This is a genomic window from Brevibacillus brevis, from assembly GCF_031583145.1.
Lineage (GTDB): Bacteria > Bacillota > Bacilli > Brevibacillales > Brevibacillaceae > Brevibacillus > Brevibacillus brevis_E.
In genome coordinates this window covers 2,934,867-2,953,160 of record NZ_CP134050.1, presented here as the reverse complement: position 1 = coordinate 2,953,160, position 18,294 = coordinate 2,934,867, and the positions used below count along the sequence as shown (strand labels likewise).

The 18,294-nt window shown below is 55.4% G+C and carries 19 protein-coding genes; 2 read left to right on the top strand and 17 right to left on the bottom strand.

Features of this window, described 5'->3' with window-relative positions; translation table 11 throughout:
- Positions 1-29 precede the first annotated feature (29 nt).
- The 12 genes from RGB73_RS14695 to RGB73_RS14640 all read right to left on the bottom strand — a co-directional run bounded on the left by RGB73_RS14695 (position 30) and on the right by RGB73_RS14640 (position 10,584).
- Positions 30-890 (bottom strand): MurR/RpiR family transcriptional regulator, encoded by an 861-nt coding sequence (locus RGB73_RS14695; protein WP_310773748.1) that lies wholly within the window; start codon positions 888-890, stop codon positions 30-32.
- Between the two features lie 238 nt (positions 891-1,128).
- Positions 1,129-1,377, bottom strand: coding sequence for a hypothetical protein (locus tag RGB73_RS14690; protein WP_310773745.1), 249 nt, complete (start codon positions 1,375-1,377; stop codon positions 1,129-1,131).
- 39 nt (positions 1,378-1,416) lie between these two features.
- Positions 1,417-1,686, bottom strand: a complete 270-nt coding sequence (locus tag RGB73_RS14685; RefSeq protein ID WP_310773741.1) for a hypothetical protein — start codon at positions 1,684-1,686, stop codon at positions 1,417-1,419.
- 75 nt (positions 1,687-1,761) lie between these two features.
- Complete coding sequence (locus RGB73_RS14680) at positions 1,762-2,289, bottom strand: GNAT family N-acetyltransferase (protein WP_310773737.1); 528 nt, start codon at positions 2,287-2,289, stop codon at positions 1,762-1,764.
- 154 nt (positions 2,290-2,443) lie between these two features.
- Positions 2,444-3,586 carry a serine hydrolase domain-containing protein gene (locus RGB73_RS14675; protein WP_310773731.1) on the bottom strand — a complete coding sequence of 381 codons (1,143 nt, stop codon included), beginning with the start codon at positions 3,584-3,586 and terminating at the stop codon, positions 2,444-2,446.
- Between the two features lie 95 nt (positions 3,587-3,681).
- Entirely contained in the window at positions 3,682-4,869 is a 1,188-nt protein-coding gene (locus tag RGB73_RS14670; protein ID WP_310773724.1) for a CaiB/BaiF CoA transferase family protein, read from the bottom strand.
- Between the two features lie 32 nt (positions 4,870-4,901).
- Complete coding sequence (locus tag RGB73_RS14665) at positions 4,902-5,720, bottom strand: enoyl-CoA hydratase/isomerase family protein (protein WP_310773720.1); 819 nt, start codon at positions 5,718-5,720, stop codon at positions 4,902-4,904.
- Positions 5,721-5,836: 116 nt separating this feature from the next.
- Positions 5,837-6,895, bottom strand: coding sequence for an acyl-CoA dehydrogenase family protein (locus RGB73_RS14660; RefSeq protein WP_310773717.1), 1,059 nt, complete (start codon positions 6,893-6,895; stop codon positions 5,837-5,839).
- A complete protein-coding gene (locus RGB73_RS14655; protein ID WP_310773708.1) occupies positions 6,892-8,046 on the bottom strand; it encodes an acyl-CoA dehydrogenase family protein in 1,155 nt (384 codons plus the stop codon). The genes RGB73_RS14660 and RGB73_RS14655 overlap by 4 nt, the downstream gene beginning before the upstream one ends.
- Before the next feature lie 208 nt (positions 8,047-8,254).
- Positions 8,255-9,025 (bottom strand): IclR family transcriptional regulator, encoded by a 771-nt coding sequence (locus RGB73_RS14650; RefSeq protein WP_310773695.1) that lies wholly within the window; start codon positions 9,023-9,025, stop codon positions 8,255-8,257.
- A gap of 473 nt (positions 9,026-9,498) precedes the next feature.
- Positions 9,499-9,834 (bottom strand): potassium channel family protein, encoded by a 336-nt coding sequence (locus RGB73_RS14645; RefSeq protein WP_310773689.1) that lies wholly within the window; start codon positions 9,832-9,834, stop codon positions 9,499-9,501.
- A gap of 138 nt (positions 9,835-9,972) precedes the next feature.
- Positions 9,973-10,584 (bottom strand): DedA family protein, encoded by a 612-nt coding sequence (locus RGB73_RS14640; RefSeq protein ID WP_310773684.1) that lies wholly within the window; start codon positions 10,582-10,584, stop codon positions 9,973-9,975.
- A gap of 296 nt (positions 10,585-10,880) precedes the next feature.
- Here RGB73_RS14640 and RGB73_RS14635 point away from each other — a divergent pair, with 296 nt between their 5' ends.
- Positions 10,881-12,122: a cysteine desulfurase-like protein gene (locus RGB73_RS14635; protein WP_310773680.1), complete on the top strand. Its 1,242-nt coding sequence runs from the start codon at positions 10,881-10,883 to the stop codon at positions 12,120-12,122.
- 226 nt (positions 12,123-12,348) lie between these two features.
- On the top strand, positions 12,349-13,113 hold the full coding sequence (locus RGB73_RS14630; protein ID WP_310774313.1) for a putative protein N(5)-glutamine methyltransferase: 765 nt from the start codon (positions 12,349-12,351) through the stop codon (positions 13,111-13,113).
- A gap of 52 nt (positions 13,114-13,165) precedes the next feature.
- On the opposite strand, the gene RGB73_RS14625 is transcribed toward RGB73_RS14630, so the two are convergent.
- The 5 genes from RGB73_RS14625 to RGB73_RS14605 all read right to left on the bottom strand — a co-directional run bounded on the left by RGB73_RS14625 (position 13,166) and on the right by RGB73_RS14605 (position 18,291).
- On the bottom strand, positions 13,166-13,570 hold the full coding sequence (locus tag RGB73_RS14625) for a Zn-ribbon domain-containing OB-fold protein (RefSeq protein WP_310773675.1): 405 nt from the start codon (positions 13,568-13,570) through the stop codon (positions 13,166-13,168).
- A 1-nt stretch (position 13,571) separates the two neighbouring features.
- Positions 13,572-14,726: an acetyl-CoA acetyltransferase gene (locus RGB73_RS14620; protein WP_310773670.1), complete on the bottom strand. Its 1,155-nt coding sequence runs from the start codon at positions 14,724-14,726 to the stop codon at positions 13,572-13,574.
- 208 nt (positions 14,727-14,934) lie between these two features.
- The gene (locus RGB73_RS14615) at positions 14,935-15,891 is read right to left on the bottom strand and encodes an MBL fold metallo-hydrolase (RefSeq protein ID WP_310773663.1); all 957 of its coding nucleotides are present in this window, start codon (positions 15,889-15,891) and stop codon (positions 14,935-14,937) included.
- A 100-nt stretch (positions 15,892-15,991) separates the two neighbouring features.
- Positions 15,992-16,981 (bottom strand): NAD(P)H-dependent flavin oxidoreductase, encoded by a 990-nt coding sequence (locus tag RGB73_RS14610; protein WP_310773657.1) that lies wholly within the window; start codon positions 16,979-16,981, stop codon positions 15,992-15,994.
- Positions 16,982-17,133: 152 nt separating this feature from the next.
- Positions 17,134-18,291, bottom strand: coding sequence for an acyl-CoA dehydrogenase family protein (locus RGB73_RS14605; protein WP_310773652.1), 1,158 nt, complete (start codon positions 18,289-18,291; stop codon positions 17,134-17,136).
- Positions 18,292-18,294 lie beyond the last annotated feature (3 nt).

The window sequence follows — 18,294 nt, the reverse complement described above, 5'->3', positions numbered from 1 at the left end:
TCATTTCGTTTGGGAGTTGGCCGCATCGTTCAATACGCTTTGTCCGCGACGGCTTTCGCAGCCTTTTCCCGGAAGTAAAGCGCTTTTTCCTTCATCCGCAGCGCGACGCCGGTATACAGCAAATCGACTGCGTGCAGCTGCGCGATTTTTGCCGCCAGCGACCCGCCCTGCAACGGCGTCTCCCTCCCGCCGTGCAGCAGTACGACATCCGCCATTTTTGTCACGGGTGAGCGGGCGAAATGAGTTCCGGCAATAATCTTGGCGCCGTTTTCCTTGGCGATGCGAAGAGCGTCCACTGTATCCTTCGTGCTTCCCGATACCGAAAAGCCGATAGCCAGGTCGTTTTCGGACAGCGTCGTCGCCGCCATCGCCTGTTGATGCGCATCCAGAAAGGCGTCTACCGACAAACCGATCCGCATGAAACGGCTTTTGGCATCCAGTGCCGTCACCCCGGATACGCCTGCCCCGTATACATGGATCTTGCGACTGTTCAAGATCAGCTCGACGGCCCGATTCAGCTCTTTCGCATCGACCATGCCTGTCGTTTCCTGAATCGCTTGCACGTTGGACGCGTTGACCTTTTGCAGCATGACCTGAAACGGATCGCTTTCCGTGAGCTGGCTGTGCAGGTTTGCGAGCGGGTGGACCGTGCTTTTGGCGAGCGCCAGCTTGAATTCCTGGTACCCTTTGAAATCCAGCTTGCGGCAAAAGCGGAGTACGGTCGTCTCCCCGACGTTGGCCTGCTCGGCCAGATCCGTCACCGACATGTTGAGGATGTCTTCAAAATGATCGAGAACGTAAAGCGCCACTTTCTTTTCAGACTTGGTCAATGATTTGACGTAACTGCTGATCTTGATAGAAAGCTCACAGATCGCTACGGGTGTGTGCACGCGTCACCAAGCACCTTTCTTGTCATTTTTCAGAATAGTGATACATTTTATGGCGCATTTTTGGAAATATCCTTTTTTTCTGCAAGAAGTGGAGAGAATCTCCGGAAAGCGGATCAGGACGCGAACACACTCTCCCGTTCCCATAAAAAAGGCCAGAACCAGTCGAGTTCTTGGCCAGTATCATGCCGCTTTTTGTTCATAGACTCGTCCAACTTTTCTCAAAAGGAGTGAAGGGGTGTCAATCTTCTGACTTGCAGATTTTCTTCAATTGGCTCAGCCCGTCTTTTAGCTGTGCGAGTTGCTTCTGGATCTGATCCCATTGCTGGTCTTCCGATGAATGACACGGGGCACAGGTGGGTGGCGCCATTTGCTTGCTATCCGATTGATTGTTCAGTCTCGTCGTTTTATCGATCGCCAATATGATAACGCCAATGGCGATGATCCATAGAGCGATGACGGCTACATCATCATCTTTACAAGACGACATCGGGATCCCCTTCTTGCCAAAAGTGATGGATGAATCAAGCTACCTCTTTCGTTGCTTGACTTGCTGCTCCAATTCGCGAAGCTCGATTTGCATCTGAAGCAATTCGAACTGGACTTGCTGTTTTTTGATTTGCTTTTGCTGATCTTTCAATTGCGATTGCAGATCGGTCATTTGCTGCTGTCCGTTATTGTCTGAACCGCCTTCCGGTTCGGTCAACACAGTCGTCCCTATGGCAGCGAAGAAGTCGGCCATCAATGTTAACCACACACCTATCAGCGTTAGATCTTGGCCGATGTTTTTGTTGCCCATTCGTACACCCCGCAAGGATCAAACTCGAAGAAGGGAACTTCTTCGCTATCTTATTCAAGAGCCCAATGAGGGTGCCTATTTTGTCGGATCTGGGGCATTGGATAATAGCTTGGCCTCCATGAATTTGGTTCCTTCTATCGGATTGAATACATAAGGTTCAATTTCATAGAAACCAAAAGAGCGATATAACGTCTGCGCTTTTGCCATGGAAGGCAGCGTATCCAGTCTGATATAGGCATATTGAAGCTGAGCTGCCTTTTCCATAACCGCCTGAATCAGGATTTTCCCCAGCCCCAACCCCCTGTAAGCATCCCGTACATATAGCCTCTTCATTTCACAGATCCCATCCGCAATGTTTCGAAGAGCGATGCATCCCGCCGCTTTTCCGTCTACTCGCATGATGAGCAGGGCGCCATCCGGCTCTCCGTACTTGCCTGGCAAAGTCTCGCTTTCTGACGCAAAGTCTTGGAAGGAAAGATCGAGATCCAGGGACGCCGCATATTCCAAAAAAAGCTGCTTCACTTCCCCCAGATCGCGGGTATCCGCTCTCCCGATTTGATGAAGCTCGATCAATCGCTCTTTCCCATCCCCGTTTGTTTCCATGTCCGGGTACACCTCCCCATAATCGTGATCCGATTGTTGCCTTACGACCTGCAAACTTTTCCCAAGTATACCACCTCCGCTTTCATGTGGAATGGGAAAAAACTGGATGACCCCATACAAAAAAGAAGAGCCGCCAGCAAGCGACTCTCTCATTTCACCTGGTAGAATCAAGCTGCAGCAATTCCCTGACCTTTGCCGCCATTTGAACATCGAGAGGCTGTGCGGCCCGCTCGCTCGTCATGTGATTGGTCAATACGGCGAAAGAAAAACCTTTTGCCGGATCGGCGAATCCGATCATCCCGCCGATACCTCCATTGCCAAACGCACGCGGGTCGTCGCCCATCGCCTGCATGTTGGCCGGGTTGCCCAAATAATACCCGAGCGCGATGCGATTGCTCACCTGGAACACTTCGTCCAGCCGATCCGCTTGCAAACTGGTCGCCTCCTGCATGCGGGCTGGCTGAAGCAGACGCACACAGTCCACGACATCGCCGATCAGGGAAGCGTACATACGGGCGAGCGCGTTTGCCGTCATCACGCCATTGACCGCCGGAATCACGGCCTGATGAAACGCCGGATCGTTCCATTCCGGATTGACAATCGGCACCACAGCTGGCGGCAGCACCCTTCTCAACAGATGATCTTCGGGCAAGAGGGCAATCGGCACCGCTTCCCCGCTTATTTTGGCAATTCGCCTCTCCGCCTCCGGAGGAGCACCCATGTAAAGCTGGCTGGCAATCGCCAATGGGGCGCTAATTTCTTCCTGAACGATTCTGGAGAAAGGACGTCCGTCTGCCCGTGCAGCTGTTTCTGCCAGGATCCAGCCGTAGGTGAGTCCATGATACCCCGTTTTGGTTCCGGGCTCCCAAATCGGCGAAAGCTGTTCCATCTCATGAATCATTGCGTTCCAATCGCAGATCAAGGCCATATCGGCGTGTTTGGGCATATGCGGGATCCCGGCCTGATGGGACAGCACGTGCCGGATCGTAATCCCTGCTTTTCCATTTGCTGCAAACTCGGGCCAGTATGCTGCCACTGGATCGTCATAGGCCAGCTTTCCCTGCTGGACCAGCAGATGGATGGCCGTAGCCGTCACCCCTTTGGAACAGGATTGGGCAATAAACAACGTGTCCTTATCTACCGGCTGTCCCGAAGCAGGGTCGGCTATGCCGGCGCAGGCGTCAATGACGAGCTTGCCTTTGACGTAAGCGGCTACCTGGACTCCGCACCCATCTCTTTTTGCGCTCCACTCGTCCAGCCATTGCTGGAACTCCACTTGGGGAGATTCGTTTGGCATGATCATCACTCCTCTTCTTTTCATTGTAAGGGAGCGATGATCGTTCAGGTGGGGAAAAAACGACTCTAATCAAAATCATCCTTCCTGCATGCCTCTCAGCCGATGACCTTATGCTCACGCAGCGAGTTGATCTGTTCGGGGTGATAGCCCAATTCGCGCAAAATCTCGTCGGTATGTTCCCCCAGGAGCGGAGGGTGTCTTTTTAGCTGCGCCGGCGTTTCCGACAGCTTGACCGGAAAACCCGGCATTTTCAAATCGCGGACAACCGGGTGCTCGACGGAGATAACCATTTCCCTGGCCAGCACTTGCGGATGGTTCAAGACTTGATCCACCGTATGGATGGGGCCGCATGGGACCCCGACTGCATCGAGCTTCTCCACGATTTCCCGGATTTCCATTCTCCCGATCCGTTCCTGGATGATGCCGATTAACAGGTGCCGGTGGGCGACGCGTTCGTCGTTCGTGCAAAACCTCGGATCTTCCTGCAGATCACCCCAGTCCAACGCCTGACACGCCCTTTGCCACAGCCTGTTGTTGGCGATCGCAAGGATGATGTCCCCGTCCTTCGCAGCGAATGCCTGGTAGGGGACGATGGACGGATGAGCGGTTCCCATGCGCCCCGCCGGTTTGCCAGTCGCAAAATAACTGGTGGCCACGAAGTTGAGCAGTGCGACCTGGCCGTCGAGCAAGCTCACATCGATGAACTGGCCCAAGCCCGTTTTTTCTCTGGCGATCAAGGCGGACAGTATCCCGTAGACCGCGAACATCCCGGCGTTCATGTCCACGAGCGAGGTCCCGACCTTGACCGGGGGACCGCCAGCTTCGCCTGTAATGCTCATCAGGCCGCCGTACCCTTGCAGGAGCAGATCGTAGCCTGCGCGGTTTTTCTCCGGTCCCGTCCGCCCGAATCCGGATACAGAGCAGTAGATCAGGCGCGGGTTGATCTCTTTGAGCTGCTCGTACCCCAGTCCAAGCCGATCAAGCGCGCCCGTGCGGAAATTTTCCACCAGCACATCTGTCGTCTTTGCCAGCGCGCCTATGATTTCTCTGCCGGCTTCCGACTTCAGGTCGACCGTCAAGCTGCGCTTGTTTCGATTGGAAGCCAGGTAGTAGCTGCTGATGCCATCCCAGGTCGGGGGAGTGAATCTTCTCGTTTCGTCCCCTACTTCGGGCTGCTCCACTTTGATGATATCCGCTCCCATGTCACCGAGCAGCATCGTGCAGAAAGGTCCTGCCAACGTCCTTGACAAATCCAGCACACGTACGCCATCCAATGCCTGCAAGGGTTCCACCTCCGCTCGTCTTGCCGATCCGTTTAGGTAAACGTCGGTTTCCGTTTTTCCGCGATTGCACGGACGCCTTCCTGGTAATCGTCCAGTTCCGTCACCAGCCCCATAGCCGAGGAGATCATGTCGAGCGAGGTGCGCAAGTCCGTGGAGAGCCCTTGATAGACTGCTCTCTTCATGAAGCGCATCGCTTCCTGCGGCCCTTCGGCGAGCCGCTGTACATAAGCCTCCACAAATGCGGGCAGTTCTTCATCCGGTACGACATGGGTAAGGAGCCCCATCTGCTTGGCCTGTTCGGCTGTATAGCTGTCACCCGTCCACAGCATCTCCAGCGCTTTGTCCACCCCGACAAGACGCGGCAGGAAGTATGCCCCGCCGTCCCCGGGAACGATACCGGCTTTTATGTAGCCTTCTGATACGTTTGCGCTCGCTGCCGCGATCCGGATGTCGCACATGAGCGCCATGTCAAGCCCAGCTCCTGTCGCGAGGCCGTTGAGCACGGCAATGACCGGCTTGTCAATCTCCTGCAGCAACAGCGGGATGCGCTGCACTCTCTTCCACAGACTTTTTTTGCGGGCGAGCCCCGTCGAAGCGAGATCTTCGTCCGCTTCCACCGATTTGTGCAGGAATCCTTCTCCTCTTGCCATGGCCTTGATGTCTCCTCCGCTGCAAAAAGCCCTTCCGTTTCCGGTCAACACAACGACACGAATCGCATCGTCGTCGCGCACCGTCTCCAACGCCCGAATCCACAAGTCGATCATTTCCGTGCTAAAGGCATTCAGCGCTTCCGGGCGATTCAGGGTGATGCGGGCAATTCCTTTTTCCACGCGAAAAAGCAGGTCTGCCATTTCCCTCTCCCCTTCCTGTTCATCTTCATCCATCGTGCGATACGTTCGCTTACAGCTGGCTTGCTGAGACCATCCGCATGAGCAGGTACGCGCTTTCTTCTACCATGCTGCTATCCTTATTCCGAAAGGTACGGCCATAGGCCATTCTCCTCCAGCAGCATCAGCTGCTCCGCCAGTTTTTCGGCCCACTGTGTCTCCGTGCCCCATTCGTCTCTCCATGCCAGGACCCGCCGCGTGCACTGATGCAGCACGTGTTCATGCGTAAATCCGATGGCGCCGTGCACTTGATGGGCCACAGGAGCGACGATGCCTGCCGCTTCGTTGATACGGATTTTCGCCATGGCAATCGCCTTTTCGTCCGGTCCTCGCCTGCTTGCCGCCACGGCGTAGCTTGCCGCTGTATTCGCCGCAGCCGTCTCCCCCGCGAGCGACGCCAGATGGTGCTGAATGGCCTGAAAACGATGCAGCGGCCTGCCGAATTGCGAGCGCTCCGTGGTGTACTTGACCGTCAATTCCGCGATCCTCTCCAGTGCTCCGGCCATCATGACCGAACGGCAAAGCGCCCCCGTAGACAAGAGTCGGGAATGCACCTGTCTCGCATCTACGGCAAACAGATGTTCATCCGCGACTGGTGCCGCCTCCAGGACCATGGTATCCCGCGGCTCGCCCGCCAAATTTTGCCCCGTCGTTACTTTCGCCTCCGTCGGAGACATCAGTGCGAGCACCGATCCTGTTTCCGTTTCCCCCAAGACGAGCAGCAGCCTGGCATGCCTCCCCCACGGCACGCTTCTCGCTTTTCCGGTAACGCTCCATCCCGCCCCCTCTTTCTTGAACTGGAAGGGCTCGCCTTCATTTGCCAAGATCGCCAGCGGTTCGCAAGTGGCCGCGAGTCCGAGATCGGCCATGATCCAGTTGCCCATGTACGTCTCCGCGAGCGGAATAGGCGCTGCGTATTTGCCTGCCAGTCGCAGAATTTCATATGCTTCGGCGAAAGTGCCGCCCGTTCCATCCAGCTCTTCGGGTACGGCGACAGTCAACATCCCGGCTTCGCTCAGTACCTCCCACAGCTCGGCAGCCCACCTTCCTCGTTCGGCTTCGTCAATGAATTCCTTGGTGCAGATGTCTTTCATGATCTTGGTCGTGGATTTAACCAGCATTTTCGTGAGGTCGGTCATTTCGCGATCACCCCTTTGGCTATGATGCCGCGCAGGATTTCCGTCGTGCCTCCGCGAAGCGTAAATCCCGGGGCGTGGAGGATCGACTGCGCCAGCAGCTGATCCAAACGGTCTGCCGCGTCGACGGATGGCGACGTCGGCAAAAGAAGCCGAACGACCTCGGCCACCTGCTGCTCGAAAGTGGTTCCCATCTCTTTGACCAGCGCTGCAGCAACATCTGGCGTCTCCCCTTTTTCGAGCAGGTGGGCGACCCCGATGGACATATGCCTCAGCGTCCACAGCCGCGAGACGAGCTTGGCAGCCTGAGCCATCAGATGCTTTTGACCGCTTTGCCGCAAGCGGTTCACCAACTCCTCCAGCAAAGGGAATGTGCTCAGAAAGCGCTCCGGCCCGCTGCGTTCAAAAGCCAGCTCGGTCATCCCCTGCTTCCAGCCGTTTCCTTCCTGTCCGATCAGCATGTCATCCGGCACAAACACATCCTCAAAAAACACCTCGTTGAAATGGTGCTCGCCCGTCATAAGTAAGATCGGCCGGATCGTAACGCCCGGACTCGACAAGTCTACGAGCAGCTGGCTCATGCCCTCGTGCCGGTTTTCGGGATGGTAAGGGGATGTCCGGCAAAGCGTGATCATGTAATGGGCATGATGGGCTCCGCTCGTCCACGTCTTGCTGCCGTTCATGATCCAGCCACCCTCTACCTTCTCTGCACGGGTGCGGACGGCAGCAAGATCGGACCCTGCGTTCGGTTCGCTGAGCCCGATGGCAAAGTAACACTCACCGCGTGCGATCCGCGGCAAAAACGACATGCGCTGCTGTTCGGTTCCGTAGCGAAGCAGGAGCGGCCCCGTCTGTCGATCCGCTATCCAGTGCCCCGCCACAGGCGCTCCAGCCGCCAGCAGCTCCTCGATGACGACATAGCGCTCGATCGCGGACCTTTCGTGCCCGCCGTATCGTTTCGGCCACGTCATCCCGATCCACCCTCGCTCGCCCAGCTTGCGGCTGAATTCAGGCGAAAATCCACTCAGCCACGTATCGCATTTCGGAACGAACGTCCCTGCTTCCCTCTCCTGACGCAAAAATTCGCGAACATGCCCACGGATTTCTTCCGTTTGTTCCGACCGTTCCTGTATTGGCAAGTGCAGGCTGCCCATGCGGTCCCTCCTCATCAAAGAATAAAGGCAACTGATTCAATATCATACCGTTTATCGGTACGACATACCTATAATTGAAATAATACAGGATCTGGATGGTGCAATCAACAGAATTTGTTGAATTTGCAGATAATTCAAATCTGAAGCGGAGCTGGGGGCAGAAAAAAACACTGCCCGCAGACAGTGCTTTCTATTGCGAAATCGGTTGTCATGAATCGGCAAATTTGAATTCCTCCGAGATTTTCCTTGCCGTTTCCGTGATTATTCGCACGAATTCCCGGTACGTGTCTTCCGGCACACGGATGATCGGCGCCGATATGGAGACCCCCGCAATCGTTTCTCCCCACCGGTTGAAAATGGGCGCACTGACAGAGCATACGCCGATCACGCGTTCCCCCCGGCTGCTGGCATACCCCCTGGTCCGAATCTCGCGGAGTTCTTCCAGCAGCTTGTCCTTGTCGGTAACCGTCGCATTCGTAAGGGGCCGAAGTGCGGTTTGCTCCAAATATTGCGTCATCTTCTCCGGCGGCTGATAAGCGAGGAGCAGCTTGGCTGACGCTCCGGCGTACAATGGCGATGTCTGCCCGATGTACGAGATCGTCATGAGGTCATGCTTCCCTTCCTCAAACGCTATGCACTTTCTCTCGCCGTGTTCCACGATGTTCAGGTAGACGCTTTCGCCCAGCCGATCCCGCACTGTCTTCAGGTACGGCTTCGTCACCGTCAGGAGGTGAGAATGCTCCTCCACGAGCTTGCCCAGGTAATACAGCTCGTTTCCGAGACGATACGTCTTTCTTTTCTCGTCCTTTTCCAAAAAGCCATAGTTCACGAGTGTATTCAAAATCCGTTGCAGACTGGATTTGGACAGCCCCAGCTTGTGATGAAACTCCGCCAAGGAAAGCTCTTTTTCCTCCCTGGAAAAAGATCGCAGGATCTGGATCGTGCGGCTGATCGTCTGCATGGAATTGTCTGCGCTCATCCTACATCACTTCCCATACTCCGTAGTGAGTCCATGGTACCATCTTTCCAGGAAATGATAAAGGCGCTGGCCATTCTCTTGCCATCCAAAGCGGAAAGACGACGATGCACCCAGCCGAGCCCCGATCCTTTCTCTCGGCCAAAAGCGATGCCCGCCGATCTCGATGAATGGTTCGGACTCGATCAAGATCCGTTCGTGTGCAAGGGTCCAGCCTGCTACTTGTCCATTTCCCTCCGCAACATAAACGATACGCCCCTCGTGCCCACCATCGCATCATGCCAATTTCTTCCATGATGACAGCCGGGAAGCCTCCTGACTATTTCATTCTCACCGCCAGCCTCGCAATGAGGTAAATCTGACTTGCCATGCCTTTTGGCGGAGCCGCGGGTGCCCTTATACGGGACCGGAGTTTGATACTTTCCGATCTGTACAAAAAAGACGCGTCGCATAGAACGCGTCTTGCCTGATTCTTTCTATTCGTCTTCTTCGCCTTTTCTGTTCGTCCTCGCCTCCGTAAGCTTTCGGACAAAGCCGAAGATGATTCCCAGACCAGTAAACAGGTAGAGAATCGTGAAGACCTTTCCCAGCTCGGTCTTAGGCGAGAGGTCACCATAGCCCACCGTCGTCAAGGTCGTCACACTGAAATAGAGCGCATCGAGCCAGTGAAACCCTTCGACGGTCGAGTAAAAAATCGTCCCCGACAAGAGCGTGGTCAAGGTTAGCAGCAAGAGACCCAAAAACTCTTTATCCCGCATCGCATGAAAGAAAGAGCGGATGAGATGCCTTACCGTAATGAGCAGCGAAATCATAGACCTATCCCTTTCGTTCGGCCATGTACTGATGTCCTAGGAGATAGCTTTCCCGGTTCGGCCGCGATTAAACGGCTGCCCCTCCACTGACGGCGAATCAGGCTACTGGGATCGGAATAGGAGTAACAGCATGCCTCTCTACGATTTGGCCATTCTCTTTCGCAGAAACACGATGAGAAATACGACGGCTCCCGCTCCGATGATTACGTAGGTCACGGTAGAGTACATTTCCATGTAGTTCAATATCTTTTCCCAGGACTGGCCCAAAAACGAGCCGAGAAGCACCAGCGCCACATTCCATAGGAGCGTTCCGAGCGTCGTGAACAGCAAAAACAGCGAGAAATTCATTTTCGTCATCCCCGCGGGCACGGAAATCAGGCTCCTGACCAGCGGGACCATCCTGCACAGGAAGATCGTCCAGTATCCGTATTTGTCAAACCATGCGTTCGCTCGCGCAATATCCTCTTTTTTCAGGCGCAGGACGTGCCCCCAACGATCCACGATGGCTTCTATTTTTTCGATTTCAAGAAAATAGCCGATACCATAGAGAATAACGGCACCCGCCACTGACCCCAAGGTAGCCGAGACGATAACACCTGGGATCGAAAGGGCTGTATAGGTCGTCATGAACCCGCTGAAGGTCAGAATCACTTCGGAAGGAATCGGAGGAAACACATTTTCCAAAGCCATCAGCAAAAAAATGCCGATATAGCTGAACTGCTCAATAAAAGTCGTAATCCACGTCTGCATGGTATCCCTCTCATCAACATCTTGGTACGAAGAAGGCACTTGTCGTCTTCCTATGTAGTAATACGTTTCTTCTACCAGTATAGATACCCTTTTCTGGTTTGTACAATCGCGAAGTCATTTTTTGAAAGCACGGATCCCCTTCCATGCATTCGCACAAATCGGTTTGGGATCCGGTTTTCTCCGGTTTGCCGGTAAACTCGAGCCCTTCCCTTGCACGGTTTTCCCATAATTGATGAATAATTGTGATAATATATAGGTAGTAGGAAAATACAGGTAGCCAAAAGGAGACGTGGAAGATGACGAAAACGACTGAGCTTTTTCCCATTGCCGCGGTTCGCGAGCAGTTTCCGGCACTGAGCCGAACGTATCATGGCAAGCCTGCCGTCTATTTTGACGGCCCCGGAGGATCACAAGTCGTAAAGAGCTCCATGGATGCGATCTACACGTACATGGCGAACGGCGGTGCCAACCTCCACGGGTCTTTTCCCAGCAGCAGGGAGACCGAGCAGGTCATCGCCGAGGCGAAAGAAGCCGTGTCTGCCCTCTTTGGCGCGAAGCCGCAGGAAGTCGCTTTCGGCGCAAACATGACGACCTTGACGTTCGCCATTGCACGGGCATTGGGACGCAACTGGAAAGAGGGCGACGAGATCATCGTGTCAGAGCTCGACCATCGGGCCAATGTCGATCCCTGGCTGACCATTGCGGCGGATAGAGGCATGAAGGTACGCTGGCTCCCCGTCGATCCCGATTCGCTTACATTGCGCCTCGAAGAACTGGACTCGCTTCTTACGCCGAAAACCCGCCTGATCGCAGTGGGATTGGCTTCCAACGCAGTCGGAACCATCAATGACATCGCCACGATCTCGCAAAAAGCGCATGCGCTGGGCATCCCTGTCGCCGTAGACGCCGTACATGCGGCACCTCACTTCGCGATAGATCGGGATGCGCTTGGTGCCGACCTCTTGCTTTGCTCGGCCTATAAATTTTTCGGCCCCCACGTGGGAATCGCCGTGATCCGCCAAGCGTTGTTTGAGCAGATTCAGCCTTACAAGCTGAAGCCCGCCCCTGCCTACATACCGGATAAGCTGGAGACGGGGACGCAAAATCATGAGGGGATCGCGGGCATCCGTCCTGCCATCGAATTCATCGCCAGTCTGGGCAAGGGTCAAGAATTGCGGGAGCGCATTCGCTCCGGTTACGAAGCGATCGAGGCTTATGAAAACGCCCTGGCGGAAAACATCCGCGACGCTTTGTCCCAGAACGGTGCCGTCACCCTGTATCAGGCGTCGTCTGAAGTACCCAAAACTCCCACAATTGCCTTCCGGGTCTCTGGATGGACCCCGCAGGCTTTCTGTGAACGGATGTGCGAGGAGTACGGTGTCTTTATCGCTGACGGGGACTTTTATGCAACGACATTGGCGGACAAACTCGGGATCAACGAAAGCGGTGGTTGGATTCGGGCCGGACTCGCCCCTTACAACACACAAGAAGAGGTGGAACGGTTTATCCAGGGGGTACGGGAATTGACCCGCGGTTGATTTTCAGGAAGGGGCGACGCCGGGTTCATCCGGCTGCAGCAAAAGAAGAACCCCAAACGGCCCGATCCTTGCTCGTTTGGGGTTCTTCCCTGGTAAGCCCACTATACGCATGCCGAATGGCTCAAGGGATCTTGATATGCCCCTTGGAGAGAGGAATATCGTGATGGCTAGGAAACAATCTTCCGTCGTAAAGAAAAGTGCAGCAATCGATAGCAGCGAGTTTGACATGGAGTCCCGAATCGTTACGAGCCTGAGGCAAGCCGGCTGTGTTTACGCTGAAGAGGAGGCACGGCTGCTCCTCTCCGCCGCACAGAATCCGACGGACCTCGCTTCCATGGTCGAGAGGCGCGCTGCGGGGATGCCGATCGAACACATCATCGGCTGGGCGGAGTTCTGCGGTCTGCGGATTGCAGTGGAACCCGGAGTCTTCATCCCGCGCAAACGATCCGAATTTCTCGCACGCCTGGCCATCGCTCTCGGTCAGTCAGCCTCCGTTGCAGTGGACCTTGGCTGCGGCTCGGGAGCGCTGGGCGCCGTATTGGCTGCTGCTCTGGAAAGAATCGAGCTGCATGCCGTAGATATCGACCCCGCAGCGGTTCGTTGCGCAAAGGAAAACGTAACTGGACTTGGCGGCCTCGTCTATGACGGCGATCTTTTCGATCCGCTGCCAAAATTTTTGCGAGGGCGCGTCGGCATCCTGATTGCCAATGTTCCATACGTACCCACCGACTCGATCAGACTGCTCCCCCATGAGGCTCGTTCCTATGAGGCGCTGGTAGCGCTGGACGGTGGAGAAGACGGGGTAGACATCCAGCGAAGAGTGGCTGAAGAAGCCCCATCCTGGCTGACTGCTGGCGGTCACCTGCTCGTCGAGACAAGCGAGCGGCAGGTACCGCTAACCGTCGATTTATTTGCCCGGAACGGCCTCTCCACAAAAGTGGCACATGCAAAGGAGCTCGATGCCACAGTGGTCATCGGCACGAAAACGTAACCCACCCTGATCAGCCTAGCCAAGAGCACGAACAATGGCCATCCTTGCTTGCTTACGTCCGGATGACCTCAAAATAAGGCAACACCAAGTCTTCCTCGACTTTTTCATAGAGGACCTGTACAGACGCGCCTATCTGGATGGTCTCCCGTTCTCCGACGATCCGAGTCATCATGCGGACGCCTTCCTCCAGCTCGACGATCGCCACGACAAAAGGGGCTTGCTCCGCAAATGGCCCAAACGCCTTGTGGACGACCGTAAAGCTGTAGATTTGCCCGCGTCCGCTCGCCTGGGTCCACGATACATGGTCCGAGAAACAGTGCGGACAGAGCAGGCGCGGATAAAAGATGTGGCGATGGCAATCGTCGCACTGCTGAATTCGCAGCTCTTGCCTTTCCAGCCCCTCCCAATAAGGCCGGGAATCTGTATCTATCAACGGTTTCGGAAATTGTCCAGCCATATTAGTCCCTCCCCAGAATCAATGTCGATGTCGACGAGAGCACCCCGCCCGTCCCGTTGACCACTGCCAATCTGGCGTTTTCCACCTGTCTCGCTCCGCATTCGCCCCGGAGCTGTCTGGCCGCTTCGATCAACAGGAAGATCCCGTACATGCCGGGGTGGCAGTAGGATAGGCCGCCGCCATTGGTATTCATCGGAAAATCTCCGCCGGGTGCCGTTCGCTGACCACTGACAAAAGCTCCTCCTTCCCCCGGCTGACAGAAGCCCAATGCTTCCAACGTCAGGAGCACGGTGATGGTAAAGGAGTCGTAAATCTCGGCTACGTCGATCTCGTCGTGTGTGACCCCTGCCATTTCGAACGCTCGCTTCCCTGATTCACGCGCTCCTGTCACTGTCAAATCCGGCATGTTGACAATCGATTGATGCGTGTGAGTCTCGCCGTGCCCCAAGATCCAGACCGGTTTCTTTTTCGCCCTGGCTGCCGCTCGGGCAGACGCCACGATGACTGCGCCTCCCCCGTCCGTCACGAGGCAGCAATCGAGCAGGTGCAGCGGTTCCGCGATCATGCGGGACTCGAGGACGTCCTTGATCTCGATCGGCTCCCTTTTGAACGCCTTTTCGTTCAGCGTCGCCCATTTCCGGGTGGCTACGGCGATCTCCGCGAGCTGTTCGGAAGTCGTCCCGTACAGATGCATGTGCCGCATGGCAGCCAGAGCGTACGCCCCAACCGTCAGGGGCAAGCCAAAAGGACGCTCATACTGATCGGTTAACTGCACGACGGGTGTCGGCCTGTTCCGGGATTGATCCGAACGCTGCGTGCTGCCGTATGTGATCAGCGCCACGTCGAACAGACCCGCACGGATCCCGGCCACCGCATGGCCGACGTGGGATTCGAATGAAGAACCTCCAATATTGGTCCCATCTGTGTACTTGGGCTGGATCCCGAGGTACTCTGCCAGCATCAGATTCGGGGACCACGCCCAGTTTCCGGCGGTGAAGATCGCATCCACCTCTTCCTTCTCAAACCCTGCGTCGGCCAGTGCTGCCTTTGCAGCCTGAGCCTGAAGCTGCAGCACATTTTTTCCCGGTGTCACGCCCAAATCTGACTCGGCCACCCCGACGATGGCCGCAATACGTTCTGAACGCAAATTCTCCACCCCTCTCCCCTGCGATCACATTTGCCATGCCCATGGTTGTCACTATGGAATCTAGCAATTCCCGTACCAAAAGGAAGATGCATGGGGAGTGAAGAGCGCCCATCTGGTTCCGTGGCGCTCCCCAACTTATTGATTTATTTATGACTTACCGTGAACGGAAAAAGGTGTGGGAATTGCCAGGAAACCAAGTCGAATTTGTATCGGGAAGTCATTTTTGCATCAGCATATAGGCGTTTCCGGTAAAGCTCGGAGGCCGAAAGCAATCGATGTATTCCTCTCGCAGCCGATGAGCAGCGGCAAACAGCTTCAGGTATTCCCCGAAAGGCTCTCCCCTTCGGATCATGCGGGTCAGGTGCTTCGCCACTCCCATCCTTTCCATCCAGAGCAACCCTGGACTTTTCTCGAGATGCTGCCGGAAGAAGAATACGTCTTGCCACACGAGATCCGCAGGCGGACATCCCCCTTCCACGAGCCTCCGTATCTTTTCATCCCGACGCTCGATGATGTCCAGATACGGCTCCAGTTTCTCCCGATATTCTTCTTTGCTCACCACTCCCTTTTGATGAGATGTGATGTAATGGTCCGCATCCACGCGCAGCATGGCACGGGCTGACTCCATGAACAGGTCGATGTCACTGTCAGGAGAGAAATACCAGGGCCCGAATGAGGTCAGGTCAAAATCGCCGACCAAAACCGCGCCGTGATCGGGAAAGTAGGGGCAGCAAAAGCCTTCCGAATGCCCAGGCGCATGGATCATGACCACTCTGGTACCCGAAAGGATGATTTCTTGATGATACGGATAGATCAGATGCGGCTTCCCTAGCGGCTGGGCGTATTTACGGCGACTGTTGATCTCGTCAAGGTCGAACGGGCTCGTCTTTGCCATCTCAGCTGGATCAGCCAGTCGCTGGTAATCAAACGGATTCGTAACGATTTGCGCGGAGGGAAACTGGGAAAGCCCTCCGATGTGATCGGGATGGTAGTGCGTGACGTAAATTTGTTTGATCGCTTGTTGGGACAAGTAGGTGTACACGGAAGGGCCGCCTCCGCAATCGATGAGCGTGCGATCTTCCTTTCCTCGGATCAACAGGGAGGTCGAATACGGTGTGCGGCTTCCCTTTTCGCCCATCACGATTTCAATCGGCCCGATTGTTTGGTTGTTCATGAGGCTCCTCCTCAAGATTGGCACTGTTTCTTCTTTTACGATTTTGCAATTCTTGTGCCAGGGCTCGCCTTGACTTCCCGCATCCAACCAGGGCCATCTTTCACGACAACGATGATGATTTCAAATGGCGCTGTGTAGGGCTAAGCTGTTTGATAGCGTCCAGCGATTGGTCGTATTCCGCCCGAAGCTCGCCGACGATCTCTGCAATCGTTTGAATTTTCTTCGTCCGTCCGACACCGTGTCCGGCAGACCATACGTTTTTCCACGCTTTTCTGCCGGTTTTCTGAAAATCCGCATGTGTGCCGAGATTGTCAGGATCGAGGCCTTCATTGCGGATGCTCGGCTTCAAATAGTTAGCGGGAATCCCGCTGAACGTCGGCGTGTAGACGATATCCTCGATCGTCGAGTCGACGAGCATCTGTTTGTACTCATCCGGCGCAGTACTCTCGGTGGATGCAATGAACCGCGTCCCCATGAACACCAGATCGACATCCAGTGCCTGAGCAGCCAAAATCTCCTGGCCGTTGGCAATCCCGCCCGCAAGGACCGTGATGCCGTTCCAGAACTCCCGTATCTCGCTGACAAAGGCAAAGCTGTTGAGCGTACCTGCGTGTCCCCCGGCGCCTCCGCAGACGAGGATCAAGCCGTCTACTCCGGAGTGAATGGCCTTTTTCGCGTGGTGGACGGTGGTCACGTCGGAGAAGACAATGCCCCCGTACCCGTGAACGATCTCTACGACGGGCGCAGGATTGCCCAAAGCTGTGAATACGAGCGGGGGTTCGTATTTTTTGATCAGCTCGAGCTCTTCTTCCAGCCGATTGTTCAGATGACGGATGACGATGTTGATTGCCCATGGCGCGATCTTGCGGTTCGGCTCGGCAGCTTTGGAGGAAGCCAGCTCCTCGGAAATGCGTGACATCCACTCGGCCAATGTATTTACGGTCCGTGCGTTCAGCGAAGGAAACGCCCCGATCACACCCGATTGGCAGGCAGCAACCACCAAATCAGGGTTGGAGACGAGAAACATGGGAGCCGTAACGACGGGCAAAACCAAATGATCCTGAATCCAGAACGGCAGCCGCTTTTGCATGCGACATCACTCCTTGCGGGAAATGATTTTCTGGGTTCCACTGAAACCCCGATTACTCCTTTCGCTTTTGAGAGCTTCGATTCTCTTCTCGGGTACATTCAAGCCAATCGCGAAGCACCCCTCACCGTTGTTCGATCGGCCCCCCGCCACGGTCAGTACGATCTGGGGAGTCCCAGCACATGCTCTGCCACATACGACAAAATCAGGTTCGTAGAGATCGGAGCGACCTGATACAGTCTCGTCTCCCGAAATTTCCGCTCGACGTCGTACTCTTCCGCAAATCCGAAGCCTCCGTGCGTCTGGACGGCTGCATTGGCTGCCTCCCAGGAAGCATCGGCCGCGAGCAGCTTCGCCATGTTTGCTTCTTTGCCGCATGGCAGCCCTGCATCAAACAGCTCCGCCGCCCGAAACCGCATCAGATTGGCTGCTTCCAGATGAATGTAGGACTGTGCGAGGGGGAACTGAATGCCTTGATTTTGGCCGATCGGCCGTTTGAACACCACGCGCTGCTTCGCGTATTCGGCAGCCCGCTCGACGAACCAGTATCCGTCCCCCAGGCATTCGGAGGCAATCAGAATGCGCTCTGCATTCATCCCGTCCAGAATGTACGAAAACCCTTTCCCTTCTTCCCCGATCAAGTTTTCGACAGGGACCTCCAGATTTTCGATGAACAGCTCGGTGGTGGCGTGATTCATCATGGTACGGATCGGTCGAATCGTGATCCCGTTGCCTACGGCTTCCCGCATGTCGACCAACAGAACGGACAGTCCTTCCGTGCGCTTCTTTACTTCGGCAAGAGGTGTCGTTCGTACCAACAGGATCATCAGATCGGTATACTCGGTTCGGGAGATGAACACTTTTTGACCGTTGACTACGTATTTGTCGCCTTTTCGCACGGCCATCGTTGCGAGCTGGGTAGTATCCGAGCCCGTGTTTGGCTCAGTCACGCCAAACGCCTGCAAACGCAGCGTACCATCCGCGATTTTCGGCAAGTAGCTGCGTTTTTGTTCCTCCGTGCCATGGCGCAGCAATGTCCCCATCGTGTACATCTGGGCATGGCACGCTCCCGCATTTCCACCGGAGCGGTTGATTTCTTCCATGATGATGGACGCTTCCGTGACTGACAGTCCAGAGCCTCCGTACTGCTCCGGGATCAACGCCCCGAGAAAACCGGCCCGGGACAGCTCGCTCACGAACTCTTCCGGGTATGCCCTTCTTTCATCCAGCTCCCGCCAATACGCGTCCGGATACTTTTTGCAAATCGCCCGCACTCCGTTTCGCAGCTCTTGGTGAAAAGCAGATTCAATCATGTG